The sequence below is a fragment of the Brevundimonas olei genome, assembly GCF_037055245.1.
Lineage (GTDB): Bacteria > Pseudomonadota > Alphaproteobacteria > Caulobacterales > Caulobacteraceae > Brevundimonas > Brevundimonas olei.
The window spans coordinates 1,012,886-1,038,302 of record NZ_CP146369.1 but is presented as its reverse complement, the minus strand read 5'-3'; the positions used below and the strand labels follow the sequence as shown (position 1 = coordinate 1,038,302).

23 protein-coding genes and 1 riboswitch are annotated in these 25,417 nt (G+C 69.6%); of the genes, 6 read left to right on the top strand and 17 right to left on the bottom strand.

The window, feature by feature from the left end:
• Nucleotides 1–5 precede the first annotated feature (5 nt).
• The 11 genes from cobO to V8J38_RS04880 are packed head-to-tail and all read right to left on the bottom strand — an operon-like array spanning nucleotide 6 to nucleotide 10,913.
• Nucleotides 6–623, bottom strand: coding sequence for a cob(I)yrinic acid a,c-diamide adenosyltransferase (gene cobO / locus V8J38_RS04930; protein ID WP_291776914.1), 618 nt, complete (start codon nucleotides 621–623; stop codon nucleotides 6–8).
• Nucleotides 620–1,138, bottom strand: coding sequence for a tyrosine phosphatase family protein (locus tag V8J38_RS04925; protein WP_291776916.1), 519 nt, complete (start codon nucleotides 1,136–1,138; stop codon nucleotides 620–622). Before V8J38_RS04925 ends, cobO begins: the two co-directional genes overlap by 4 nt.
• Entirely contained in the window at nucleotides 1,135–1,902 is a 768-nt protein-coding gene (gene cobS, locus V8J38_RS04920; RefSeq protein WP_338578135.1) for an adenosylcobinamide-GDP ribazoletransferase, read from the bottom strand. Before cobS ends, V8J38_RS04925 begins: the two co-directional genes overlap by 4 nt.
• The gene (cobT, locus tag V8J38_RS04915) at nucleotides 1,899–2,942 is read right to left on the bottom strand and encodes a nicotinate-nucleotide--dimethylbenzimidazole phosphoribosyltransferase (protein ID WP_338578134.1); all 1,044 of its coding nucleotides are present in this window, start codon (nucleotides 2,940–2,942) and stop codon (nucleotides 1,899–1,901) included. The genes cobS and cobT overlap by 4 nt, the downstream gene beginning before the upstream one ends.
• Nucleotides 2,939–4,411 (bottom strand): cobyric acid synthase, encoded by a 1,473-nt coding sequence (locus V8J38_RS04910; RefSeq protein ID WP_338578133.1) that lies wholly within the window; start codon nucleotides 4,409–4,411, stop codon nucleotides 2,939–2,941. The genes cobT and V8J38_RS04910 overlap by 4 nt, the downstream gene beginning before the upstream one ends.
• Nucleotides 4,399–5,346, bottom strand: a complete 948-nt coding sequence (gene cbiB / locus V8J38_RS04905; RefSeq protein WP_338578132.1) for an adenosylcobinamide-phosphate synthase CbiB — start codon at nucleotides 5,344–5,346, stop codon at nucleotides 4,399–4,401. Before cbiB ends, V8J38_RS04910 begins: the two co-directional genes overlap by 13 nt.
• Nucleotides 5,336–6,112, bottom strand: a complete 777-nt coding sequence (locus V8J38_RS04900; protein ID WP_338578131.1) for an ABC transporter ATP-binding protein — start codon at nucleotides 6,110–6,112, stop codon at nucleotides 5,336–5,338. The genes cbiB and V8J38_RS04900 overlap by 11 nt, the downstream gene beginning before the upstream one ends.
• A complete protein-coding gene (locus tag V8J38_RS04895; RefSeq protein WP_338578130.1) occupies nucleotides 6,109–7,092 on the bottom strand; it encodes an iron ABC transporter permease in 984 nt (327 codons plus the stop codon). The genes V8J38_RS04900 and V8J38_RS04895 overlap by 4 nt, the downstream gene beginning before the upstream one ends.
• Nucleotides 7,089–7,943 carry an ABC transporter substrate-binding protein gene (locus V8J38_RS04890; RefSeq protein WP_338578129.1) on the bottom strand — a complete coding sequence of 285 codons (855 nt, stop codon included), beginning with the start codon at nucleotides 7,941–7,943 and terminating at the stop codon, nucleotides 7,089–7,091. The genes V8J38_RS04895 and V8J38_RS04890 overlap by 4 nt, the downstream gene beginning before the upstream one ends.
• Complete coding sequence (cobD, locus tag V8J38_RS04885) at nucleotides 7,940–8,950, bottom strand: threonine-phosphate decarboxylase CobD (protein ID WP_291776935.1); 1,011 nt, start codon at nucleotides 8,948–8,950, stop codon at nucleotides 7,940–7,942. Before cobD ends, V8J38_RS04890 begins: the two co-directional genes overlap by 4 nt.
• A 4-nt stretch (nucleotides 8,951–8,954) precedes the next feature.
• Nucleotides 8,955–10,913: a TonB-dependent receptor plug domain-containing protein gene (locus tag V8J38_RS04880; protein WP_338578128.1), complete on the bottom strand. Its 1,959-nt coding sequence runs from the start codon at nucleotides 10,911–10,913 to the stop codon at nucleotides 8,955–8,957.
• Nucleotides 10,914–11,045: 132 nt separating this feature from the next.
• Nucleotides 11,046–11,254: riboswitch (cobalamin riboswitch) on the bottom strand.
• Nucleotides 11,255–11,293: 39 nt separating this feature from the next.
• Between V8J38_RS04880 and cobU the strand changes: the two genes are divergently transcribed.
• On the top strand, nucleotides 11,294–11,815 hold the full coding sequence (gene cobU / locus V8J38_RS04875; protein ID WP_338578127.1) for a bifunctional adenosylcobinamide kinase/adenosylcobinamide-phosphate guanylyltransferase: 522 nt from the start codon (nucleotides 11,294–11,296) through the stop codon (nucleotides 11,813–11,815).
• Between the two features lie 3 nt (nucleotides 11,816–11,818).
• On the opposite strand, the gene V8J38_RS04870 is transcribed toward cobU, so the two are convergent.
• The 3 genes from V8J38_RS04870 to V8J38_RS04860 all read right to left on the bottom strand — a co-directional run bounded on the left by V8J38_RS04870 (nucleotide 11,819) and on the right by V8J38_RS04860 (nucleotide 15,094).
• Nucleotides 11,819–12,802, bottom strand: a complete 984-nt coding sequence (locus V8J38_RS04870) for an alpha/beta hydrolase (protein WP_338578126.1) — start codon at nucleotides 12,800–12,802, stop codon at nucleotides 11,819–11,821.
• A gap of 71 nt (nucleotides 12,803–12,873) precedes the next feature.
• Complete coding sequence (locus V8J38_RS04865) at nucleotides 12,874–14,088, bottom strand: MFS transporter (RefSeq protein ID WP_291777102.1); 1,215 nt, start codon at nucleotides 14,086–14,088, stop codon at nucleotides 12,874–12,876.
• A 181-nt stretch (nucleotides 14,089–14,269) separates the two neighbouring features.
• On the bottom strand, nucleotides 14,270–15,094 hold the full coding sequence (locus V8J38_RS04860) for a 2-keto-4-pentenoate hydratase (RefSeq protein WP_338578125.1): 825 nt from the start codon (nucleotides 15,092–15,094) through the stop codon (nucleotides 14,270–14,272).
• A 171-nt stretch (nucleotides 15,095–15,265) separates the two neighbouring features.
• Between V8J38_RS04860 and V8J38_RS04855 the strand changes: the two genes are divergently transcribed.
• From V8J38_RS04855 to V8J38_RS04835, 5 genes are all read left to right on the top strand, one after another.
• Nucleotides 15,266–16,312 (top strand): LacI family DNA-binding transcriptional regulator, encoded by a 1,047-nt coding sequence (locus tag V8J38_RS04855; protein ID WP_338578124.1) that lies wholly within the window; start codon nucleotides 15,266–15,268, stop codon nucleotides 16,310–16,312.
• Nucleotides 16,313–16,459: 147 nt separating this feature from the next.
• Nucleotides 16,460–17,305, top strand: coding sequence for a 5-dehydro-4-deoxy-D-glucuronate isomerase (gene kduI / locus V8J38_RS04850; RefSeq protein WP_291776947.1), 846 nt, complete (start codon nucleotides 16,460–16,462; stop codon nucleotides 17,303–17,305).
• Nucleotides 17,306–17,318: 13 nt separating this feature from the next.
• Complete coding sequence (gene kduD / locus V8J38_RS04845; RefSeq protein WP_338578123.1) at nucleotides 17,319–18,077, top strand: 2-dehydro-3-deoxy-D-gluconate 5-dehydrogenase KduD; 759 nt, start codon at nucleotides 17,319–17,321, stop codon at nucleotides 18,075–18,077.
• Nucleotides 18,078–18,098: 21 nt separating this feature from the next.
• Nucleotides 18,099–19,172 carry a sugar kinase gene (locus tag V8J38_RS04840; protein ID WP_338578122.1) on the top strand — a complete coding sequence of 358 codons (1,074 nt, stop codon included), beginning with the start codon at nucleotides 18,099–18,101 and terminating at the stop codon, nucleotides 19,170–19,172.
• Between the two features lie 125 nt (nucleotides 19,173–19,297).
• Nucleotides 19,298–20,965, top strand: coding sequence for a pectate lyase (locus V8J38_RS04835; protein WP_338578121.1), 1,668 nt, complete (start codon nucleotides 19,298–19,300; stop codon nucleotides 20,963–20,965).
• A 21-nt stretch (nucleotides 20,966–20,986) separates the two neighbouring features.
• Here V8J38_RS04835 and V8J38_RS04830 read toward each other — a convergent pair whose 3' ends face one another.
• The 3 genes from V8J38_RS04830 to uxaC are packed head-to-tail and all read right to left on the bottom strand — an operon-like array spanning nucleotide 20,987 to nucleotide 25,371.
• A complete protein-coding gene (locus V8J38_RS04830) occupies nucleotides 20,987–22,486 on the bottom strand; it encodes an altronate dehydratase family protein (protein WP_338578120.1) in 1,500 nt (499 codons plus the stop codon).
• Nucleotides 22,487–22,489: 3 nt separating this feature from the next.
• Nucleotides 22,490–23,959, bottom strand: a complete 1,470-nt coding sequence (locus V8J38_RS04825; protein WP_338578119.1) for a mannitol dehydrogenase family protein — start codon at nucleotides 23,957–23,959, stop codon at nucleotides 22,490–22,492.
• Nucleotides 23,956–25,371 carry a glucuronate isomerase gene (uxaC, locus tag V8J38_RS04820; RefSeq protein ID WP_338578118.1) on the bottom strand — a complete coding sequence of 472 codons (1,416 nt, stop codon included), beginning with the start codon at nucleotides 25,369–25,371 and terminating at the stop codon, nucleotides 23,956–23,958. Before uxaC ends, V8J38_RS04825 begins: the two co-directional genes overlap by 4 nt.
• Nucleotides 25,372–25,417: the final 46 nt, after the last annotated feature.

Genomic DNA, 25,417 nt, shown 5'->3' with positions numbered 1-25,417 from the left:
CTTGATCAGAACTCCACCCCGGCTTGCGCCTTCACCCCGCTGCGGAACGGGTGCTTGACCATCTGCATGTCGGTGACGAGGTCCGCCGCCTCGATCAGGGCGTCCGGGGCGTTGCGGCCGGTGATGACGACGTGGGTGTCGGCCGGGCGGTCGACCAGGACCTCCAGCACCTCCTCGACCGGCAGGTAGTCGTAGCGCAGGGCGATGTTCAGTTCGTCGCAGACGACCATCTTCCATTCCGGGTCCATGATGCGGGCCTTGGCGGCCTCCCACGCGCGGCGGACGTTGGCGATGTCGGCGGCGCGGTCCTGGGTGTCCCAGGTGAAGCCCTCGCCCATCGGCCGCATCTCGACCAGATCGGGGAAGCTGTCGAACAGGGTCTGTTCGCCCGTCTCCATCGCCCCCTTGATGAACTGGATGATGGAGGTCTTCATCCCGTGGCCGATCATGCGGCAGACCATGCCCATGGCCGCCGTCGACTTGCCCTTGCCCGTGCCGGTGTGGACGATGACCAGGCCGCGCTCGACCGTCTTGGACTGCATCATCCGGGCGCGGGCGGCCTGAACGCGCTTCATCTTCTCGGCGTGGCGGGCGTTCAGTTCGGCGTCGTGCGGATCGGTCATCGGCGTCTGGCTCCTTCAGAGGTCAGGTTCAGTTCAAAAGGGTCGCCCCAGTCGGTCTCGGCGCCCCGGCCGATGGCCTCGACGGCGCGAACCATGGCGTCGCCGCGATCCAGCAGGCGGTCGGCCAGCGCGATGATCAGGGGGTTGGGCGTGGCCGTCGGCGCGGCGTCTCGCAGACGCGCGGCCCACGCGGCCTCGCACCCAGGCGCGGTGCGGGCGCAGGCGATGACATAGGCCGCCGCCGTCGAGCGGCTGACCCCCGCCCAGCAATGGATCAGCAGGGGCCGCGCGCCGGTCCAGCCTTCCGCAAAGGCCAGCAGGGCCTCGACGTGTTCCATCGAAGGCGCGACCAGACCCTCGCGCGGGGCGGCGATGTCGTTGAAGCGCAGGTCCAGCCGATGCTCGGCGTCAAAAGCCGCTTCAGCCCCCGGCGAGGCCAGCGTCACCAGATGCGACGGCTGATGCTCGACCAGCAGTTGCTCGACCTGCGGCAGGGGCGAGACGATCAGCCTCATGCCGCCAGTAACCCGGCGACGGCCAGCAGGAAGCCGACCTCGAACATCTGTTCGACCGCGCCCAGCACGTCGCCGGTGCGCCCGCCGATCAGCCGCTGCGCCTGCCACGCCGGAACCGCGCCAACGACCAGACCCGCCGCCACGCCGACCACGCCCGCCATGATCGGCAGCAGGGCCAGCGGCCACAGGGCGACCACAACAGCGACCGCCAGTCCAGCGACCGAGGCCCGATCCGGCCTGCCCTCCTTGGCCATGCCGGGATCGCCGCCGTACGGCATCAGCGCCATCGCCCCGACCGCCGCCGCCCGGCCCAGCCCGTGTGACGCGACCAGCGCCGTCGCCGCCATCCACGGCGACACGGCGACCAGCATCGCCAGCGCCGCGACCCGCAGGGCCAGCGTCAGCCCCAGCGTCAGCGCGCCGTATGAACCGAGGCGGCTGTCCTTCATGATCTCCAGCCGACGCGCCCGCGTCTGGCCGCCGCCCAGACCGTCGGCGGTGTCCGCCAGCCCATCCTCATGGAAGCCGCCCGTCATCGCTACGCCCGCCGCCACGGCCAGCAGGGCCGCGATCCACGGGCTCCAGACCTGGGCCGCGCCATACAGGATGGCCGCCGCGATCAGGCCCACCACCTGCCCGACCAGCGGAAACCAGCGCGCGCTCTGCTGGATCCACTCGGGCTGGAAATCGCGCAGCGGCGGCGTCGGCAGGCGCGTCAGGAACTGCAGGGCGCAGATGAACAGCCGCGCCTCGCGCCCGATCATCGCGCGGCCTCCAATATGTCCTTCAGCTCGGCCACGTCGGACAGCAGGGCGCAGGCCGCCTTCAACAGCGGCACGGCCAGCAGCGCGCCCGTCCCCTCGCCCAGCCGCATGTCGAGGCCCAGCAGGGGTTGCGCCTCGACGGCCTCCAGCATCCGACGATGCCCCGCCTCGGCCGAGGCGTGGGCGAAGATGCAGTAGTCGCGCGCGTTCGGCGCCAGCCGGATCGCCAGCAGGGCCGCCGCCGAGCCGATGAAACCGTCGACGATGACCGGAACGCCCGCCCGGGCCGCGCCCAACAGGGCCCCGGCCATCATGGCGATTTCGAAGCCGCCGAACTGGGTCAGCACCTCCAGCGGCGCCGTCGCGTCCGAGCGGGCGGCGGCCTGCGCCAGCACGGCCTGTTTGCGCGCCATGCCCTCGGGCGAATGCCCCGCCCCCTGCCCCACGCAGTCGATCAGCGGCGCGGGCGCCAGCCGGTGCATCAGCAGGGCCGCCGAGGCGCTGTTGCCGATGCCCATTTCGCCCAGAGCGATCATGTCGGCGCCGTCATCAATGGCGGCCCGCACCATGGCGGCGCCTTCCAGCAGGGCGGCCTGCGCCTGATCGGGCGTCATCGCCGGTTCGGTAGAGGCGTCCTTCGTGCCCGGCGCGACCTTGGCGTGGACCAGGCCCGCGCGGTCCGACAGGTCGGCGGCGACGCCCGCGTCGATCACCTGCACCTGCGCGCCGACGACCTTGGCGAAGGCGTTGGCGCTGGCCCGGCCCATTAACAGCGTATCGACCATGGCCACCGTCACGCCCGCCGGATAGGCCGCCACGCCCGAGCGCGTCAGCCCGTGATCCCCGGCGAAGACCAGTAGCACGGGCCGCACCACAGCCGGACGCAGAGTCTGCTGGATCAGCCCGAGCGTCAGGGCCAGATCCTCGATCCGCCCCAGGGCGCCGACCGGTTTGGCCTTGCCGTCCAGCGCCTGCCGCAGCGGCGCGCGCAGCCCCTGATCCAGCGCCGGAACGGTGAAAAGGTCGGTCAGCTCAGTCATATCAGTCCTGCGATCCGGGCCAGCGCCGGAATGTCGAAATGGGTTTCCAGAACGGCGGCGATGCGGTCCAGCGCCTGATCCACCCGCGCGCCCTGATCCACGCCGTCGGACGCCGCGCCGACCTCCGCCAGCAGCGCCGCCCGCGCCTCGGCCCGATTGAACAGGCCGTGGACGTAAAGGCCCGTAATCCGCCCGTCGCCAGAGCGCGCGCCGTGCGCCGTCCCGTCGATCATGGCGACCGGCCGCGCCGTATCCGGGCCGTCGGTGCGGCCGATATGAATCTCATAGCCCTCGACCGCCGCGCCCGAGGGCGTCAGCCGTCCCTCGACGTGGCGCAGGGTCTTGGCCCCCGCCAGCACCGTCTCGACATCCAGCAGCCCCAGCCCCGGCGCCGAACCCGCCATGCCCTCGACGCCGTCAGGGTCGCTGATCGTCCGACCCAGCATCTGATAGCCGCCGCACACGCCCAGCACCCGCCCGCCGCGCCGCACATGGGCGGCGATGTCCACGTCCCAGCCCTGCGCGCGCAGGAAGGCCAGATCGGCCAGCGTCGCCTTGGTCCCCGGCAGGATGATCAGGTCCGCATCGCCCGGCAGGGCCTGCCCCGGCGGCACGAAGCCGAAGTCCACGCCCGGCTCATGCCGCAGCGGATCGAAGTCGTCGAAATTGGCGATGCGCGACAGCATGGGCGCGACGATCCGCACCTTTCCGCCGCGCCCGTCGCCCGACCGCTCCAGCACTACGGCGTCCTCGGCCGGAAGCGATCGTGCTTCCGCCAGCCACGGCGCCATGCCCAGATCCGCCCAGCCCGTGCGCCGCGTGATCTCGGCCCGGCCCTGATCGAACAGGGCCGGATCGCCGCGAAACTTGTTGATGATGAAGCCCCGGATCATGGCCCGGTCCTCGTCGTCCAGCACCGCATGGGCGCCGACCAGAGAGGCGATCACATGGCCCCGGTCGATGTCGCCGACCAGCACCACCGGCACGTCCGCCGCGCGGGCGAAGCCCATGTTGGCGATGTCCCCGGCGCGCAGGTTGGTCTCGGCCGGACTGCCCGCCCCCTCGACGATCACCAGATCAGCCTCGGCCTGAAGACGGCGAAAGCTGTCCAGAACCACGTCCAGCAGGGCGGCCTTGCGGTCCTGATAGCCCTTGGCCTGCCAGACGCCCTCGACCTGACCGCGCACGACCAACTGAGCGCCGGTGTCGCTCTGCGGCTTCAGCAGGACGGGGTTCATGTCGACCGTCGCCGGCGTACGGCACGCCAGCGCCTGAAGCGCCTGGGCGCGGCCGATCTCGCCGGTGCGACCAGCTTGATCGGGCGCGGTGACGGCGGCGTTGTTGGACATGTTCTGCGGCTTGAACGGCCGCACCGTCAGGCCGCGATTGGCGAAGACGCGGCACAGACCGGCGGCCAGCACCGACTTGCCCACGTCCGAGCCGCAACCCTGAATCATCAGCGCGGCCATGCGAAGCCCTCGCAGATCAGCAGCATCAGCAACAGGGCGCAGGCGACGCCATAGACCTTCAGCCCTCGCTTCAGGTCGTGGGCGGACGGCGGCGCCCAGTCGCCGAAGACAGGTCGGTCGGTCATAACGCCGTCATAGCGGACCGGTCCGCCCAGTCGAACCCGCAGGGCGCCCGCCATCGCCGCCTCGGTCCATCCGGCGTTAGGCGAGGCGTGCTTGCCCGCATCGCGCCACATGATGCGCCAGCCCTGCCCGCCGCCCAGGGCGATCAAGGCGCCCGCGATCCGCGCCGGTATCCAGTTCATCACGTCGTCGGTCCGCGCCGCGGCCCAGCCGAAAGCCCGCCAACGCGGCTCAATATGGCCGATCATGCTGTCCGCGGTGTTGACCGCCTTATAGACGAACAGCCCCGGCAGGCCGCCGATCACGAACCAGAAGACCGGCGCGACCACGCCGTCGCAGAAGCTCTCGGCCAGACTTTCGAGGGCGGCGGTCGCGACCTCGCCCTCGTCCATCGCCTCGACGTCCCGTCCGACGATCATGCCGACCGCCAGACGCGCGGCGGGCAGGTCGCCCGCCTTCAGCGGCCGGGCCACGGCGCGGACGTGATCGAACAGGCTGCGCGCCGCCAGTCCCGTCGCGCCGCAGACCAGCAGCAGCGCCACCCCCGGCCACAATGGCGAGACGGCGGCCAGCGCCTGCACGCCCCAGCCCGCGCCGCCCGCGACGGCGATCAGGATCAGCACCGTGACGACGCCAAGGATGCGGCGCGCCCGTTCCGGCCCCTCCGCCCTGTTCCAGCGCCGTTCCAGCACCGCGATCAGGGCGCCGATCCACGCCACCGGATGCGACAGGCGCCGGGGCCAGCCAACGACGCCTTCGACCAGCAAAGCGCCGGCGACGATCCAGGGCGTGGGCAGGCTGCTAACGGGCACGGCCGACCATCTCCAGCACGGGGCCGCGCGCGCCGTCCAGAGTGCGCGCCTCGACGCCGTATGCCGTCTTGAGCACCTCAGGCGACAGGGCCTCGGCCGGGGCGGCGTCGGCCAGCACCCGCCCCTCGGCCAGAACGATCACCCGATCCGCCACGCGCAGGGCCGCGTCCAGATCATGCAGGGTCAGGACGACGCCCCGCCCCTCTTCATCCGCCAGCCGCCGGAACAGATCGCAGGCGTCCAGCACATGGCCCGGATCGAGGCCCGCCAGCGGCTCGTCCGCCAGCAGCCATTGCGGTTCTCCGGCCAGGGCGCGGGCGATCAGCACGCGCGCCCGCTCGCCGCCCGACAGGGTCGAGACGATGCGGTCAGCGAAGCTTTCCACCCCCGCCACGGCCATGGCGCGGGCCACGGCGGCGCGGTCGTCCGCCCTCAGGCCCCAGGCGCCGACGTAGGGCGTGCGGCCCAGGCCGACGAAGGTGCGCCCCTCGACCGCCCAGGCGATCTCAGCGTTCTGAGGCAGGTAGGCGATGCGACGCGATCGCGCGCGCACGGGCAGATCGCGCAAAGCTCGGCCGTCCAGCGCCACCTGTCCGGCGTCAGGCTTTCGCAGCGCGGACAGACAGTCCAGCAGCGTCGACTTGCCCGCTCCGTTCGGTCCGACGATCGCCGTCACCAGCCCTGGCGCGAAGGCCGCGTCGATGCCGTTCAGCACCGCCTTGTCGCCCAGTCGGACAGTCAGGTTCTCCGAGCACAGGATGCTCATGCCAGCTTCCTTCTCATGCTGATCAGCAGGGCCAGGAAGAAGGGGCCGCCCAGGGCCGCCATGGCCACGCCCAGCTTGATCTCGGTCGCGGCGGGCGTCAGCCGCACCAGAATGTCCGCCGCCAGCGTCAGGGCCGCCCCGCCCAGGGCTGACGGCAGCAGCAGGCCGCTGGGCCGGGCGCCGATCAACGGCCGCAGCAGATGCGGCACGATCAGGCCGACGAAGCCGATCGACCCCGTCACCGCCACCGCCGAGCCGACCGCCAGCGCCGCGCCCAGCGCCAGCATCATGCGCCCAGCATCCAGCCGCACGCCCAGCGATCGCGCCCCCGCCTCGCCCAAGGTCAGGGCGTCCAGCGTCCGGCCTTGGGTCAACAGCAGCAGGCAGCCCAGGATCATGCCCGGCGCCGCCAGCCTCAGCTCGACCACGCTGCGGTCGGCCAGCGACCCCATCAGCCAGTTGACGATCTCGTTCACCGCCCAGGGGTTGGGCGCCAGGTTCAACGCCAGGGCGACGCCCGCCCCCGCCATGCTCTGGATCACCACCCCGGCCAGGATGAAGGTGACGACGCTGCTGGTCGCCCCCGCCAGGGCCAGCAACAGCAAGACGCCGATCCCCGCCCCGACCATGGCCGCGACCGGCAAGACCCACGGCGCGCCGGCCGCCGCGCCCAGATAGAAGGTCAGCACCGCCCCCAGCGCCGCCATGGTCGAGACGCCCAGGATGGCCGGATCGGCCAGAGGATTGCGGGTGTAACCCTGCAACGCCGCCCCGGTCAGGCCCAGCACCGCCCCGACCATCAGGGCCAGCACCGTGCGCGGCAGGCGCAGCTCGAACAGGATCGCCCAGGCCGGATCGCCGCGCTGGGCCGCCCAGTCGCTCCAGGGAATCCAGACGCGGCCCGCGCTCATGCTGGCGACGGACAGGGCGGCGATCAGGAACAGCAGCCCGATCATCACCAGGGGACGCGGCAGGGTCATGTCAGGGCCTCCAGCGCCGTACGGCGCGCGCGCGCCAGGGCGGCGGCGGTCTGGATCAGCACCGGCCCGCCGCAATAGAGCAGCTTCTCTTCCAGCTGCGCCTGCACCATCCGGCCGGACAGGGACTTCAGCGCCGGATGACGCATCACCCGGTCGGCCCAGGTGCGCGAGCCGCGCACCGGCACGCCGCTGAGCAGCACCTGCGGCGGGTCGGCCAGCAAGCGCTCGACCGGCACATTGCCCCATTTGCCCAGGCCATAACGGGCGGCGACGTTCTGAAACCCGGCGCGGGTCATCATCTCGTCCATCAAGGTGCCGCGCCCGGCGGCGAAACCGTTGGGTTGATAGATCAGGGCCGTCAGCGGCGCCGATCCGGGCGACGGGGCCGCGGCGGCGATGGCCGCCTCGATGCGCGCGATCAGGGCCTGGCCCCGCGCCGGACGGCCGACCAGACGGGCGACCTCGCGCACCTGGTCCAGGCTGGCTGCCACGCTGTCGGGCACCGAGAACAGCTCGGTCTGAATATTCATGCGGCCCAGCGCATTGCGCGTCGCCAGGGCGCTGTGGCGGCTGGTCAGCACCAGGTCGGGGCGCAGGGCTATGACCTCCTCCGCTGTCTCCCAGGTGAAGGGCAGGGTCTTGGCTACCTCGGAAATGGTCGAGCCGACCGGCTCGCGCGCATAGTGGCTGAGGGCGACGATCTGCCTCCGGTCGGCGACGTGGACCAGAATGGCGTCGAGGCAGGCGTTCAGCGACACCACGCGACGCGGGGCGGCGTCGGCCGCAGCCGGTCCGGCGACCAGCATGGCCCCCGCACCCGCCACCAGCGCCTGTCGCCGTGTCGCCCTCATCCGAAGGTCTCCAGCGCGCGTTGCAGTCGGGGGAAGTCGCGATCGGCCGGGACGCCGAAGCGCAGGGCGTCGGGCGTGTGGTCGAACGGCCGGGTCAGGATGCCCGCCCGGCACAGGTGCTGGAACCAGCGCGCGGCGTGGGGCGTGCGCGCCATGCGGAATAGGCTGGTCCCGCCGATGATCTGGAACCCCGCACGCGCCAGCAGGTCGTCCAGCCGATCGGCCCGCTCGGCCAGGGCCGCCTCGGTCCGGCGCCGCCAGGCCTCGTCGGCGTAGGCGCCGCACCCCAGCGTCAGGGCGTCGGCGCCGACCGGCCAATCGCCCTGAAACGCGCGCAGACGCCGGATCAGTTCGGGCGCGGCCAGCATGAAGCCCAGCCTCACCCCGGCCAGACCGTAGAATTTGCCGAAGGAGCGCAGGACGATCAGCCCCGGCTCGGCCAAGTCCGACACGCTGTCGCCGGGCGCGCACTCGATGAAGGACTCATCCGCCACCAGCCAACGACCCGCCTTGGAGCGCGCCCGCGCCATGGCGATCAGATCGGCCCGCCGGATCAGGCGGCCGTCGGGATTGTTCGGATTGACGACGACCAGCACGCCCGCCTGCGAGGCCGCCGCCTGATCGGGCGCGATCAGGCGCGTCGCCACGCCCGCCGCCCGCCAGGCCTCGGCGTGGGCGCCGTAGGTCGGGCCGACGACCTCGACCGCCCGCACGCCCAGCAGCAGGGGCAGCAGACGGATCGCGGCCTCGGCCCCCGCGACCGCCGCTGTCCGCTCAGGCGACGCGCCGAACGCGGCTGCGGCGACGGCCTCCAGCGCCGCCAGGGCGGCGGGATCGGGCAGACGGTTCAGCGCCTCCTCCGACGCGCGCGGTCCCCGCCACGGCTCGGGATTGATCCCCGTGGACAGGTCCAGCCAGGGCTGCGGCGCGTCGGGATAGGCGGCGGCGGCCGTCATCAGGCCGCCGCCGTGCCGGGTCGCCGTCGTCAGGAACGCGGCGTCCTTCATCACATCAGAACCGGACGCGAACGCCGCCGAACACGCCCTGGCTCGGCGCGCCGTAGTTCAGGACCGTCTGATAGTCCTCGTCGAAGGCGTTCTCGATCCGACCGTAGACTTCGAGGTTGTCGTTGATCGGGTAGGAGGCGCGCAGATCGACCAGGGTGTAGGCGCCGACCTTCACCGTGTTCGTGTCGTTGTTGAACGTCTCGCCGACGTAACGCACCGCCACGCCCGTCTTCAGGCCGAAGGCGAAGGCGTAGTCGGCGGCGAAGTTCGCCATATGCTCGGGACGGCGCGTCAGACGCTTGCCGTCCGTGGCGCCCGAGGCGCTCATGGCGTCGGTCCAGGTATAGTTGGCGCTGACGCTCAGGCGCTCCGTCACATCCACGCGGCCGACCAGTTCGACGCCTTGCGCCTCGGTCTTCTGGACGTTGCGGTAATAGCCCCAGCGGCCCGCGCCGTTGACGGTGCACAGCGGGTCCGTCGAGGGCGTCGAGCAGCCGTTGTAGCGGATCTCATTGTCCGCCTGGCGATTGAAGTAGGTCGCCGAGACGACAGCACGGTCGAACAGGCGCTGCTCGACACCGATCTCCCAGCTGTCGAACTCTTCGGGCTGAAGCGTCAGGTTGCCGTACTCGCTGTACAGCTCATACAGGCCCGGCGCGCGGAAGCCCTGGCCCCAGCTGGCGCGCACCACCGTATCGCCCTCGTTCAGGGCCCAGGCCGCCGCGACCTGGCCCAGCAGGTTGTCGCCATACTGGGCGTGGTCGTCATAGCGCAGGCCGCCGGTCAGGGTCAGGCCGTCCAGCACCGTCCACTGAAGCTGGCCATAGGCGCTGTTCAGCTCGGCCTCGCCCCGACCGAAGGCCGGGTTCGGATCCCAATCGCCGGGCGAGCGGGTCTTCATCTCCGACTTTTCGTGCTCCAGGCCGAAGGTCGCGTTCAGGGCCTCAGTGAAGGCGAAGGCGCCCTGATATTCCCAGCGGCGGTTCTGGCCCTCCGCGTCGAAGGTCAGGGCCTGGACCTTGTTGTCCGGGTTGAAGTTGCGACGGTCCGTGTCGGTGTGGGCGTAGCCGATGCGGTTGCGGAACCGGCCGTCCAGCAGGTCGAAATTCAAACCGGCATAGGCGACCAGCTCCTGGGTCTTGCCGTATTCGCGGCTGTCGCCGTTGAAGGCGTCGAAATCGTTGCGGCCGCTGGACCAGACCGAGCGCAGGTCCAGCGAAACAGCGTCCGTCACCTTGACGTTCAGGCGGCCCGACAGGCCGGTGTTGGTATAGCCGTCGTCCTCGGTCCCCTTGGCGAAGGCCGAGAAGCCGTCGGTGTCATAACGGCTGGCCGCCAGACGCCAGCTCAGGCGCTCGTTGGCGCCGCCGATCCCGCCGCGGAAATAGGTCGTGCCGTGCGCGCCGGCCTCGGCGTCAAGGCTGCCTTGCAGGGCTTCGGTGGGCTCGGCCGTGACGATGTTGACCACGCCGCCGATGGCCTGGCTGCCCCACAGGGTCGACTGGGCGCCGCGCAGCACCTCGATGCGCGCCGTGTCGCCGATCAGCAGGTTGCCGAAGTTGAAACCACCCTGCGTCGAGGACGGATCATTCAACTTAACCCCATCGATCAGGACGACGGTGTGCTGGCTCTCGGCGCCGCGGATGTTGACGCCCGTCGAGGCGCCGACGCCGCCGTTGCGGGTGAAGCTGACGCCCGGCGTCTGGGCCAGCAGTTCGACCACGGCCGGGGTCTGGCGCGCCTCGATAGCAGCCTGGGTCAGGACAGTGACCGAGGCGCCGACGCGCTCGATCGGCTGGGCGGAGCGGTTGGCGGTGACGACCACGTCCTCGACGGCGATGGCGCCGGCGCGACCCGCCACGTCGGGAGCGGCGGCCTGTTGATCGACGGTTTCAATGGCGAAGGCGGGCGCGGCGGCCAGAAGGCTGGCGGCGGCCAAGGTAGCGAATGCGGTCCGGTTCATTCCGGGTCTCCATATGACGACGCCGCGCCGGACCGCCCGTCGCCCGGATGAGCGAAAGCGGCCGCTGACGCGGCTGGTTTACGACTGTCGTCACACGAGTTGCCTCGACCGCCCGGCACATCCCGACCGCACGGAGAACGACGGCGACAGGCAGGTCTCCTGGCTCGCGGATCAAGGCCGGTGCGCGTCGCCTTCCCAGAAGTCGTTCAGGCCGTGGCCTTCCGGACCGCCAGTGGCGTATGACGCGCGGGCTAGCCGCTTACAGTTGCGGGAACAGCCGGAGTTTCACACTCCGTTCCCTTTCAATCCCCTTTCGGGGAACCTGACGCGACCGTGGCAGTAGGACCGCGCGCGGTTCAGGTCAACCGGAGAGACGACGCATGACCCTGACGCTGGTTCTCGGCGGCGCCCGTTCCGGCAAGAGCGGCTACGCCCAACGACAGGCCGAGAGGGCCGCCGAGGCGGCGGGCCGCTCGCCCGTCTTCATCGCCACCGCCGAGGCCTTCGACGACGAGATGCGCGACCGCATCGCCCGCCATCAGGCCGAACGCGGCCAGGGCTGGCGTCAGGTCGAGGCGCCGCTGGATCTGGCCGAGGCCGTGCGCGCCCTGTCGGCCGAGGACGTCGCCGTCGTCGACTGCCTGACGCTGTGGCTCAGCAATCAGATGCTGGCCGAGCGCGACCTGGCCGCCGCCGTCCACGACCTGGCCCAGGCCCTGGCCGCCTGCCCCGCCGCGCTGTGGGTCGTCAGCAATGAGGTCGGCTGGTCCCTGGTCCCCGACAACCCGCTGGGTCGACGCTTTCGCGACGAGGCCGGCCGCCTGAACCAGCGCATCGCCGCCGTCGCCGACGCGGCCTGTCTGATCGTGGCCGGGATGCGTCTGCCGCTGGAGCGGATCTAGCCTCTAAAGAGCGAAGTCCAGCCGGGCAGCCCAGCGCCGCGTCAGCTCGGGCCAGGCGTCGGCCGGTCGGCCGGCGATCAGGCGCGTTCCGAAACCATGACCGCCTTCCTGGAACAGGTGAGCTTCAGTCCTGACCTCGGCCGCCTTCAGGCTGGAAAGAAGCATGAGGCTGTTCTCGACCGGCACCGAGGCGTCGTCCATCGCATGGATCAGGAAGACCGGCGCGGCGCCCGACCAGTCCATCTGCTCGAGCGAATAGGCCGTGATCGCCTCGGCGCTGGGCGCGGCGCCGAGCAGGTGGGCGCGGGACCCCGCGTGGACGTAGGGGTCCGTCATGGTTGCGACGGGATAGAGCAACACCGTCAGGTCCGGCCGCAGGGACGCCGTATCGGCGCTGTCGGTCGAGGCGTAGGCGGCGTCCGTCCGGGCGCTGGCCAAACCCGCCAGATGGCCGCCGGCTGAGGCGCCCAGCACCGCCACGCGATCCGGCCGCACGTCGAACTCCGCCGCGCGGCTGCGGATCAGCCGGATCGCCCGCTGCACATCCTGCAGGGGCGCGTCCGGTCCCGCCGCCCAACCGTCAGCCGGCAGCCGATAGCGCAGCACGAAACAGGTCGTCCCGCTGGCGGCGAAGACGCGGGCCACGTCGAAGCCCTCCTTGTCCAGAACGGACCAGCGATAGCCGCCTCCTGGAATCAGGAGCATGGCCGAACCGTTCGGCCGGGCGGGCCGCACCACCGTCATCAGGGGATCGGTCGTGTACTGGGCGTAGCGGTCGCGATAGCTCGGGTCCGTCGATCGCTCCGGCACGATGGGAACCACGCTCACGCCTTCGCCGCCTGGCGCGCCGGCGGGCCACAGGCGGACCGTCTCGGTCGGGTCGGGCGGCGCAACAGCCTGATTGCGCGCCAGGACGACGCCCGGCGCGGCGAACGCGCCGCCGGCGGCGGCTCCAACCCTCAACAGGGCGCGGCGATGGATGTTCATGAAACCCTCCCGGTGGAATTGAAGAGGGGCGCCCGCCCCCTCAGACGAGCGCCCCTCTCGGCGTCGGGTCCTTAGACCTTGGCCGGTTCGTATCTGGGCGAGATGATGTGGACCACCAGCAATGCCACCAGATAGGCCGAGGCCGCCACCACGAAGATCGGGGTGTAGGTGCCCAGCTTGTCCAGCACGAAGCCGGCGTACTTGGCCATGATCATGCCGCCGATGCCGCCCAGCATCCCGCCGATTCCGACGACCGAGCCTACCGCTCCACGCGGGAAGACGTCGCCGGGGAAGGCGTAGAGGTTGGCCGAGAAGCCCTGGTGAGCCGCCGTGGCCAGACCGATGATCAGTACCGCGATCCACAGGTTGGAGGCGAACGCCGCAAAGGCGACCGGGACGGCGCACAGGGCGCAGATCAGCATGGTCAGCTTGCGGGCCTTGTTCAGGTTCATGCCGCGGTTCATGAAGCGTCCCGACAGCCAGCCGCCGCCGACCGAGCCGACGTCGGACAGCAGGTAGATGGCGACGATCGGCGGGCCGAAGGTCTTCAGATCCAGCCCGTAGGTCTTGCCCAGGAAGTCGGGCAGCCAGAACAGGAACATCCACCAGATGGGATCGATCAGGAACTTGCCCGCGGCGTAGGCCCAAGTTTCCTTGACCGTCAGCAGCTTCTTCCAGCCGATCTTCTCGACGGGGTCCGCCGGGTCCTGCTCGATCCACTCCAGTTCGGCCGTCGACAGCTTCTTCACTTCACGCGGACGGCGATAGACGATCAGCCAGATCGGCAGCCAGATCAGGCCCAGCAGGCCGGTGATGACGAAGGCCATCTGCCAGCCGAAGCTGAGTACCAGAACTGGGACGAGCAACGGCGTGACGATGGCGCCGATATTGGTGCCGGCGTTGAACAGGCCGGTGGCGAAGGCGCGTTCCTTCTTGGGGAACCACTCGGCCACGGCCTTGATGCCGCCGGGAAAGCCGCCGGCCTCGCCGACGCCCAGGATCATGCGGGCCATGATGAAGTGCGACAGGTCGCGAGCCGCGCCATGCATCATGTGGCCGATCTGCCAGATGAAGAAGGCGACCCCCAGGCCCCAGCGCGCGCCGATCTTGTCCATGACCCGACCGAAGATCAGGTAGAAGACGGCGTAGGACGCCTGGAACCAGAAAACGATGTCGGCGTAATCTGTTTCGGACCAGCCCAACTCGGTCGACAGGGTCGGCTTCAGGAAGCCGATCATCTGACGGTCGACGTAGTTGATCACCATGGCGGCGAACAACAGCCACATGACGATCCAGCGGTATTTGCCGGCCGGAGGGGCCGTCACGCGGATCGGCCCTCCCTTTTCGGCGGTCTGCGAAGCCTCGGTCATCGAAGGCGTCCTTTTCCGTTTGTTTCCTCGGCGCGTCCCGTCTTCTGCATCCCTCTGCGGACGGGTGGGCGCCTGATTTCCTGTGTCAGCCGATCGGTCAGCCTCTCGGATCGTGTTGCGGGCGGGCCTTCACCATGCGGCAGCGAACCTCGCCGGCGCCGGCGAAACGGCAGACCGATTCATCGCCGATGTCCACGCGGTGGACGCCCGTGACCGCGCCTGTCGAGATCAGAGTCCCCGCCGTCAACGGCCGTCCGCGGCGCGCGCCGTGCTCCAGCAGGAAGCGGACCGATTCCAGCGCGCCCCCGGCCAGCGAAGCCGAGCCGCCCCGGCCCACGCTCTGGCCGTTGATCAGGGTCTCGACCTCAATGGTCTCCATCCGCGCGCGCCAGTCGGTCAGTTCGGGACCCATCACCAGTCCGCCGTTGTTGCCGAAGTCCGACGCCACCACGGCCGAGCCCAGGTCGTTGATGCTGGACAGCGGGCTGCCGGCCAGCTCCACCCCGATGAAGACGGCGTCGATCTGATCGGCCGCGTCCGCCAGCGTCCAGTCCGTTCGGTTCGGATCGACGTCGGCGCCGATGCGGGCGATGAACTCGGCCTCCACGGCGGCGAACCCCCCTTCGATGGCCGGCAGGTCCGTCGGCTGCCCGCCTGCGGTCCAGACGTTGGCCGCGAAGATGGCGCCCGCCACCCGGTGCGCGCCCAGCACGGCCTGTTGCGCCGGCGGGACGCCGCCGACCTTCCAGCCGACGACCTGGTCCGGGAACAGGGCGATCGCCTGATCCTGAATGGCGTAGGACCGGCTCAGGGCGTCAGGCGTCGCCCCCGGATAATCCGGCAGGGCTCGCGCCGCCAGCCGATGGTCCACGAAAGCCTGCGCTACGGCCAGGTCGGCGGCCGGGTCCGTCGCCGCCGTCACAGGCCGCGCTCCGAAGATAGAATCTGATGGATCAATGTGACGCCCCGATTGAAAGCTCCGGATAATGGCGGCTCATGGAAACCGGTGTCAATCATTCATCGCCAATGAACCGTGGCGTCTGACGCCAGGCGCGGCTATGGCTGGTCCAGGAACCAGGAAAGGGGGACGCCTTTGTCAGAACGGGATTCGCAACCGGCGAAATCCGGCAAGCGCGCCACCATCAATGACGTCGCCCGCGTGGCGCAGGTCTCCAAGAAGACCGTGTCGCGCGTCATCAACCAGTCTCCGTTCGTGCGCGAGGAAACCCGCGCCCGCGTTCAGGAGGCGATCGACGAACTGGGCTTCGTGCCCGATCCGCAGGCGCGCGGCCTGGCCTTCCGCCGGTCCTTCCTGGTCGGGATGATCTATGATCAGCCCAGCCCTACCTATGTGGTCAACATGCAGCAGGGCATCCTGGACGCCCTGAAGGGATCGGGCCTGGAACTGGTGGTGCATCCGTGCAGCCGCACCTCCCCCACCCTGCTGAAGGACATTCGCGGCTTCGTCGAACGCCAGCGGCTGTTCGGCGTCATCATGCCGCCCTCGGTGTCCGAGGACGAGACGGTGATCGAACTGCTGCGCGAGCTGGACACCCCCTATGTCCGCATCGCCTCGATCGCCCTGGACCAGCCCCAGAACATGGTGGTGACCAACGACTGGATCGGCGCCGCCGAGGCCGCCCGGCACCTGGTGGATCTGGGCCATCGGCGCATCGCCCTGGTGCGCGGTCTGGCCTCCTTCCGCTCATCGGTCGTGCGCGGCCAGGGCTTCATCGACGCCTTGAAGGAACGCGGCGTGAACTTGCCGCCCGCCTATGACATCCAGGGCGCCTACACCTTCGATTCGGGACGCGAGGCCGCCCACGCCCTGCTGTCCCTGCCCGAACCGCCCACCGCCATCTTCACCCTGAACGACGACATGGCCCTGGGCGTCATGCAGGCCGCGCGCGAACGGGGGCTGGAACTGCCGCGCGACCTGTCGGTGGTGGGGTATGACGACCTGCCGATGGCGGCGCATATCTGGCCCAATCTGACCTCGGTGCGCCTGCCGATCCGCGACATGGGTCGGATGGCGGCGGAAAAACTACTGGCGCCCATGCGCGGCGTCGATCCCGCCAGGCTGCAGCAACCCGAAATCCGCCCTTCCCTCGTGGTGCGTCGCTCCGCCATCCAGGTCTAGGCCGTCCGCCTGCGCGCAGCCGACGCGCCCGCGACAAAAGGCCTCCTCTTGCCCAAAGCACTGACACCGGTTACCAAACTGGACACGACATAGGCGGATCATCCCGCCGATGAATGATTCCGGCCTGCGGAATCCTGGAGGAACAAGGTGTACGACAAGGTTTATCACGCGACCCATCCGGACATGATGGAGGGCGCCTCCAACGAACAGCTGCGCGACCGCTATCTGGTCGGCGGCCTGTTCCAGGCGGGCCGGATCAGCCTGAACTATTCGCACAACGAGCGCATGATCATCGGCGGCGCCATGCCGACCGACGCGGCGCTGAGCCTGCCGACCCATTCCGAGCCGCCGTCGCTGGCCGGCCAGCCCTTCCTGGTCGCGCGCGAACTGGGTGTGGTCAACATCGGCGGCGCCGGCGCGGTGACCGTCGACGGCGAGACCCTGGACCTGGATTTCCGTGACGGCCTCTACATCCCGATGGGCGCCGCCGACGTCTCCTTCACCTCGAAGGACGCCGCCAATCCGGCCAAATACTACCTGATCTCGACCCCGGCCCACACGCGCTACGACCTGGCTAAGATCTCGATCGCCGAGGCTGTGCCGCTGGAGATGGGTTCGCTCGAGACCTCGAACGAACGCACCATCTATCAGTACATCGTCCCCGCCAAGGTGAAGTCCTGCCAGCTGCTGCTGGGCGTGACCGTGCTGAAGCCCGGCTCGGTGTGGAACACCATGCCGCCGCACCTGCACGACCGTCGTTCGGAGGCCTATCTCTACTTCGGCCTGGGCGAAGACGACCGCGTCTTCCACTTCATGGGCGAGCCGGACAAGGCGCGTCACATCATCATGGCCGACGGCGAGGCCGTCATCAGCCCGCCGTGGTCGATCCACATGGGCGCCGGCACGTCGAACTACACCTTCATCTGGGGCATGGGCGGTGAGAACCTCGACTACACCGACATGAACAAGCTCGACATCTGTCAGCTGAAGTAAGGGAAACCAGGGCATGGCTGATCCTTTCGATCTGACGGGCAAGGTCGCCCTGGTGACCGGCGGCAACACCGGCCTGGGTCAGGGCATCGCCCTGGCCCTGGCTGCGGCCGGGGCGGACGTCGCCTCGGTCGCCCGCCGGGCGTCAGACGACACCGTGGGCAAGGTCCTGGCCAAGGGCCGCAAGGCCGTCTCCATCCAGGCCGATCTGACCTCCATGGAGCCGATCGAGCGGATTCTGGACGAGACCGAGGCCGCGCTCGGCCCGGTGGACATCCTGGTGAACAACGCCGGCATCATCCGCCGCGCCGACGCCGTGGATTTCACCGAGCAGGACTGGGACGACGTGATGAACGTCAACCTCAAGGTCCTCTTCTTCCTCAGCCAGGCGGCGGTGAAGCGGATGATCGCGGGCGGCCGTCCGGGCAAGATCATCAACACCGCCTCCATGCTGTCCTATCAGGGCGGCATCCGGGTCCCGTCCTACACCGCGTCGAAATCCGGCGTGGCGGGGCTGACCAAGCTGATGGCCAATGAGTGGGCCAAGCACGGGATCAACGCCAACGCCATCGCACCGGGCTATTTCGCCACGGACAACACCCAGGCGCTGCAGGACGACCCGGTGCGCTCCAAGGAGATCCTCGGGCGCATTCCGGCCGGCCGCTGGGGCGATCCGGCCGACCTGGGCGGCGCCGCCGTCTTCCTGGCCAGCCGCGCCAGCGACTATGTGCAGGGGATCACCCTGCCGGTCGACGGCGGCTGGCTGGCGCGCTGATCCCGCGCTAGCGTCCAGACCATGAGCGACGACCACCCAGCAGCCCCCGGGCCTCAAACCGCGAACGGCGGCAAGCTTCTCTGCTTCGGCGAGATGTTGCTGCGGTTCAGCCCGAACCAGAACGAGCTGCTGCTTCAATCCCCCGCCCTGACCGTGCGTCCGGGCGGGGCCGAGGCCAATGTCGCCGTCGCCCTGGCTCGCTTCGGCGCGCCGGCGGCGATGGCGACCGTCCTGCCCGACAACGCCTTGGGACAGGCGACACGCGACGAAGTGCGTCGCTATGGCGTGGACGCCTCCCCCATCGTTTTCTCGCCCGGCCGCATGGGGCTTTACTTCCTGACGCCCGGCGCCGTGCGGCGACCGTCGGAAGTCCTCTATGACCGCGCCGGCTCCGCCTTCGTCGAACGCGTCGCCGACGCCTTCGACTGGGACGCCCTGCTGGACGGCTATGAATGGCTGCACGTCTCGGGCGTGACGCCCGCCACCGGCCCCAACGGCTCGCGCGCGGCTGTCGAACTGGTCGAAGCCGCCGTCCGCAAGGGCGTCCGCATCAGCTACGACGGCAATTTCCGCGGCAAGCTGTGGGAACAGTGGAACGGCGATCCCCCCGGAACCCTGGGCCGGATGCTGGCGGGGGCCGAGGTCGCCTTCGCCGATGACCGTGACTTCGCCCTGGTGCTCGGCCGCCGCTTCGATCACGCCGACCCCGGCGCGCGCCGCCGCCTGGCCGCCGCCGCCGCATTTGAGGCCTTTCCGCGCCTGCAGCGAATCTCCTGCACCCTGCGCGTTCAGGAGAGCGTCGCGGATCAGGCCCTGTCCGCCGTCATGCTGACGCGCGGCGCGAACGGCGAGGTGATCGAAACCGCCGCCGAGGCCATCCACATGACCGGCGTGGTCGACCGGGTGGGCGGCGGCGACGCCTTCGCCTCCGGCGTGCTGTTCGGCCTGTGGAGCGGCTGGTCGGACCAGGAGGCGCTCGACTTCGGTCTGGCCGCCGCCGGTCTGAAACACTCGGTGCCCGGCGACTTCAACCTGTTCACCGCCGCCGAGGTCCGCGCGGCGATGGGCGACGGGGGCTTCGACATCCGCCGCTGACGGTTTCGTGAAACCGCGCGCCGTCACAGTCGCGCTCAAACACTAGGAAACCGGTGTCATTCGTGTTTAGCTTCGCCTGCAAGCAGCCGTCAGAGCTGCGAGGCGACGCATCCGAGGGAGACACCATGTCCGCAACATCCATGAATCGCCGCGCCCTGCTGGCCGCCGGCGCCGCCGCGACCTTCACGGCCGCCTCCGCCCCGGCCCTGGCCCCCGCCCTAGCCAAGAGCATGATCCAGACCGCGCCCGATCGCGCCGCCATCGTGGCGACGATGAAGCGGGCGACCCGGTTCATGACCGATGAGGCCGCCGTCGGTGGCGGCTATGTGTGGAATGTCCTGCCGGACTTCTCGCGCCGCTGGGGCGAACTGGAAGCCTCGCCGACGATGATCTGGGTCCAGCCGCCCGGCACCGCCACGGTCGGCCACGTCTTCCTGGACGCCTATCACGCCACCGGCGATGAACAGTTCTATGAAGCCGCCAAGTCCGCCGCCGACGCCCTGATCCGCGGCCAGCATCCCGCCGGCGGCTGGAACTACGTCATCGACATGGCGGGCGAGGAGTCGCTCAAGCGCTGGTACGCCACCTACGGCAAGAACGCCTGGCGGATGGAGGAATTCCACCGCTACTACGGCAACGCCACCTTCGACGACGCGGGAACGGCCGAGGCTTCGCAACTGCTGTTGCGGATCTATCTGGAGAAGCGCGAGCGCAAGTACCGCGCGCCCCTGGACAAGGCGATCCAGTTCGTTCTCGACGCCCAGTATCCGAACGGCGGCTGGCCCCAGCGCTATCCCTTCGTCGAAAACGGCGGCCTGCACGGCCATGAGGACTACACCCCCTACATCACCTTCAACGACGATGTGGCGGGCGAGAACCTGGAGTTCCTGCTCTACGCCTATCACGGGCTGGCGACGAACGGCCGTGGCGACCCGCGGGTGCTGGACGCCATCCATCGCGGCATGGACATCTTCGTGAAGACCCAGCAGCCCCTGCCCCAGCCGGCATGGGGTCTGCAGCACTTCCCCGACACGCTGAAGCCCGCCGGCGCCCGAACCATCGAGCCCCAGGCCTTCGCCACCCACGCCACGGGAACCAACATCAAGTCGATGATGGGCTTCTATCGTCTGACCGGCGAGCGCAAATACATCGCCCGCCTGCCCGAGGCCCTGGACTGGCTGGATCAGGTGAAGACGCCCCAGAACCTGATCGCGCCGGGGCGCACCCACCCGACCTTCATCCTCGAGGGATCGAACACGCCCGTCTACATCCACCGGCGCGGGTCGAACATCACCAACGGTCAGTATTATTACGACGACAACCCCAACAACCTGATCGTCCACTACGGCTCGTTCCGCAACGTCGACACCGCCGCCCTGCGCCGCGAGTACGAGGCGCTGGCGTCCCAGACCCCGGACGAGGTCAGCCGCAACTCCCCGCTCAAGGCCCGTCCGGGCGCGCTGCAACTGCCGAAATACTTCACGCTTCAGGACGTGGACGTCTGGGACATGTCCACCGACGCCCGACGCCTGACCCGGCCAGCCGCGGAGCGTGCGGGTCAGCTGGTGACGACGCTGAACGCGCGCGGCTACTGGCCCTCGCTCATGACCACGACCTCCAACCCCTACATCGGGGAGGCGCCGGCGGCGGTGACGGGCGGAGAGTATCAGACCACCCGCGTCGGCGACCTGTGGGACACCTCGCCCTACACCACCGACTACCCGGTCGAGTGCGTCTCGACCCAGGTCTTCATCCGCAACATGGGCGAACTGATCGAGGCGCTGGAGGGCTGAACTCAGCCTGGAGGCGGGCGCCTAGAGATAGGCGCCCACCTGCCAGGGCACGAACTCATTATCGCCGATGCCCAGGGCCTCGGACTTCGACGGCTCGCCCGAGGCCACGGCCAGCATCCGCTCGAAGATGGCCTGCCCGACCGCCTCCATCGACGCGCCCGTCAGCACCGGCGAGGCGTCGATGTCCATGTCCTCGTCCATCCACCTGGCCAGCCTGGCGTTGGAGGCGACCTTGATCGACGGCGCGGGCTTGGCCCCGAACACCGAGCCCCGTCCGGTCGTGAACACGATCAGATTGGCGCCCGAGGCGATCTGGCCCGTCGCCGAGCAGGGATCATACCCAGGGCTGTCCATGAAGCTCAGCCCCTTGGCGGCCAGCGGTTCGGCATAGCCGATCACGTCGTTCAGCGGCGTGGAGCCGGACTTGGCCACCGCTCCCAGCGACTTCTCGAGAATGGTGGTCAGGCCGCCCTTCAGATTTCCGGGCGACGGATTGTTGTTCAGCTCCATCCCGTGCCTGTCGGCATAGGCGCGCCACCAGGCTAGGCGAGCGTTCAGCTTGTCCGCCACCCCTTGCGACGCCGCACGCCGCAGAAGCAGGTGTTCGGCGCCCCAGATCTCGGGCGTCTCCGACAGCATGGCCGAACCGCCGTGGGCGACGAGCATATCCACGGCTGCGCCCAGCGCCGGATTGGCGGTCACGCCGGACCAGCCGTCCGAGCCTCCGCATTGCAGACCGACCGTCAGGTGCGAGGCCGACACCGGCTGACGCTCGACCTTGGCGGCCTCGGCCGCCAGTTCGCGGACGATCTCGATCCCAGCCTCGATGGCGCGGGCCGTGCCGCCGGCCTCCTGAATGGTCAGGGCGCGCAAGGTCGGCCCCGCCTCCAGCCCCTCATTGGCCAGCCAGGCCGGAATCTGGTTCGCCTCGCAGCCCAGGCCGACGATGAGGATCGAATGGAAGTTCGGATGCCGGGCGTAACCCGCCAGCGTCCGCTGGAGCAGGGTCACGTCGCTCGACAGCGACGAGCCTCCGCAACCGCCCTGATGGGTGAAGGCGACGACGCCGTCCACGCCGTCGGGCAGGCTGGCGTCAGGGAAGGCGTCGGCGATGCGGCGCGCCACCGTGGCCGAGCAGTTCACGCTGGTCAGGACGCCGATGTAGTTGCGCGTGCCGACCCTGCCGTTCGGCCGCACGATGCCGTTGAAGGTCGCGCCGGACAGCGGCGCCGGGCGGCGGACGTCGGCGCCCACCTCGGCCTCGCGTCCGTCCTCAGCCATGGCGAGATTGTGGACGTGGACATGGTCCCCGGCGGCGATGGCTTCACGCGCCCGGCCGATGACCTGGCCATAACGGCGGACCAGGCCGCCCTTCTCCACCGCCCGCCGGGCGATCTTGTGGCCGGTGGCGACGGCGGCGCGCGCTGGCGTCTCCAAGCCCTCTGGCGTCTCGCCCGCAGCAATGTCGTCCAGGGCGATGGCGACGTCATCGGCGGGGTTCAGGATCAGGACCCGGCTCATCTTCTACTCCGTCACGCGGCGTGCGGCCTCGACCGCACCATGCTCTCTCAACGCCAGGAAGGCGGCCGTCACCGCCTCGACGAAGCGCGGCTCCTCGGCCAGCGACGCCGGGAAGACCGCCGACAGGCCCAACAGGGCGCGGACCTGGGCTTCGTCGGTCTCGGACGCCTCGATCAGTTCGGCGGTTCGGGACGCCAGCGGGTCATCGACCACGACGGTCTCTCCCTGCTCCGTCACGCCTTCCTGCCAGCGCATCCAGGCGGCGACGCCCAGGGCCATGGCTTCGATCCCCTGATCCGCCGCCAGGCGCTCGGCGGCGCCGGCCAGCAGGCGCTGCGGCAGCTTCTGCGAACCGTCCATGGCGATCTGACGCGTGCGATGCATCAGGGCGGAGTTGGAGAACCGCGCCATCAGTTCGGCGCGATAGGCGGCCACGTCCAGGCCCGGCGGCGGGTTCAGCGTCGTCTGCGCCTCGTCCCACAGAGCTTCGACATAGGCGCGAAACGCCGGAACGGCCACCGCCTCGTGAACGTGCTCATGACCCGACAGCGCGCCCAGATAGGCGACCGCCGAGTGGGCGCCGTTCAGCAGCCTTAGCTTGGCGTCCTCCCAGGGTTCGACCGCATCGGTCAACTGCACGCCCAGGGCGGCGAAATCAGGCCGTTCGCCGGCGAAGCGGTCCTCGATCACCCATTGGGTGAAGGGCTCGGCCTTGACCATCCCCTGGTCCTCGACGCCGAGGCGGGCCGTCAGGCGAACCACGTCCTCAGCCGTCGTCGCCGGCACGATCCGGTCGATCATGGTCTGGGGGAAGGCGCCCTCGGCCGCGATCCACTCGGCGAGCGACGAATCCACCGCCCTGGCCATGGCCAGCACCCCGGCGCGGATCCGCCGTCCATTGTGCGGAAGGTTATCGCAGGAAATCACCGTAAAGGGCCCCAATCCCGCAGTGCGCCGGGCGCGCAGGGCGGCGACGATGAAACCGGGGGCCGTGCGAGGACGCTCGATGTCCGCGATGTCGGCCGCGACGTCCGGATCCTCGACCAGCAGTTCGCCGCTGGCCGGGTCCAGGCGATAGCCCTTCTCGGTCACCGTCAGGGTGACGATGTGGACATCGGCGTCGGCCATGGCCGCGACGAGCGCCGCAGGGTCTTCGGGCCCCACCATCACGCTGCGACAGGCGCCGATGACCCGCAGGTCCTCGCGTTCGCCGTCGCGCACGACCAGGGTGTAGAGGCCGTCCTGCGGGTTCAGTTGATCGCGCACGCCGGGCGACCGCAGCGACGCGCCCAGCACGCCCCAGCGCAGGTCGCCGCTCTTGAGCGCATCGTCGAACACCACCGCCTGGTGCGCCCGGTGGAAGGCGCCGATGCCCAGGTGCACGACGCCCGTCCTGGCCGCCGTACGATCATAGCCGGGCCGCACGACGTCGTCCGGCAAGCCCGTCAGGGCCGCTTCATCGAGGCGGGTCACAGCTTGTAGGCCGCCTTGACCAGATCATAGGTCAGGGCGCGCGCCACCTCATGGGCCTCGTCCTCCTCCATCCGATGCTCGACCACCAGGCGGGCCAGGAAGCCGCAGTCCATGCGACGGGCCACATCGTGCCGCGCCGGAATGGACAGGAAGGCGCGGGTGTCGTCGTTGAAGCCGACCGTGTTGTAGAAACCCGCCGTCTCGGTGACGTTCTCGCGGAAGCGGCGCATCCCCTCCGGGCTGTCGTGGAACCACCAGCTGGGGCCCAGCTTCAGCGCCGGATAATGGCCCGCCAGCGGCGCCAGTTCGCGCGCATAGACGCTCTCGTCCAGGGTGAACAGGATCAGGGTCAACCGGTTGTCCGAGCCGAACCGGTCCAGCAGGGGCTTCAGCGCGCGCACATAGTCGGTGCGCGTGGGAATGTCCGCGCCCTTGTCGCGGCCGAAGCGCTCGAAGACGAAGCCGTTGTGATTGCGGAAGGAGCCGGGGTGCAGCTGCATCACCAGACCATCCTCGACCGACATGGCCGCCATCTCCGTCAGCATCTGGCCGCGAAACAGTTCAGCGTCCTCGGCGCTGGCCGGCGCGGTCGAAACACGCTGGAACAGGGCCTCGGCCTCGGCGCGAGACAGGTCGGCGGTGAAGGCGGTCGGGTGGCCGTGATCCGTCGAGGTGGCGCCCATCTCGATGAAGAAGGCACGCCGATCGCGCAGCGCCTGCAGGTAGCCGTCCCACGACAGGGTGTCCCGGCCGGTCTGTTCGGCCAGGACCTTCAGATTGTCGCGGAACCCTTCATAGTCCGGGTCCAGCACGGGGTCGGGACGATAGGCGGTCAGCACCCGCCCCTTCCAGCCCGAAGCATTGATCGCCTTGTGATGCTCGAGGGTGTCGAGGGGCGACTCAGTCGTGGTCAGCACCTCGATATTGTAGCGGTCGAACAGGGCGCGCGGCCGGAAGGCTTCGGTCTGCAGGGCCGCGTCGATGACGTCGTAATAGTGGTCCGCCGTCTCAGCCGACAGGCGCACGTCCAGGCCGAAGACTTCGGCATAGACCCAGTCGTGCCACATCCGCGAAGGCGTGCCGCGGAACAGGTGATAGTTCTCGGCGAACCGTCGCCAGATCTTGCGCGGGTCCGTCTCGACCGCCCCGCCGTCGGCGCGGGGAACGCCCAGATCCTCCATCGCCATGCCCTGGCTGTAGAGCATGCGGAAGACATAGTGATCCGGCGTGATCAGCAGTTCGGCCGGATTGGCGAAGGTGGCGTTCCCCGCGAACCAGGACGGGTCGGTGTGGCCGTGCGGGCTGATGATCGGCAGAGCCTTGATCTCGGCGTACAGCCGCCTCGCGACAGCGCGGGTGTCGGGATCGGCCGGCAGAAGACGATCAGGATTCAAGCGAAGCGGTTGGGTCATCTGAAACTCGAAATCGGAACGGAAGCGAAGCGAATCGGGCGGAGAA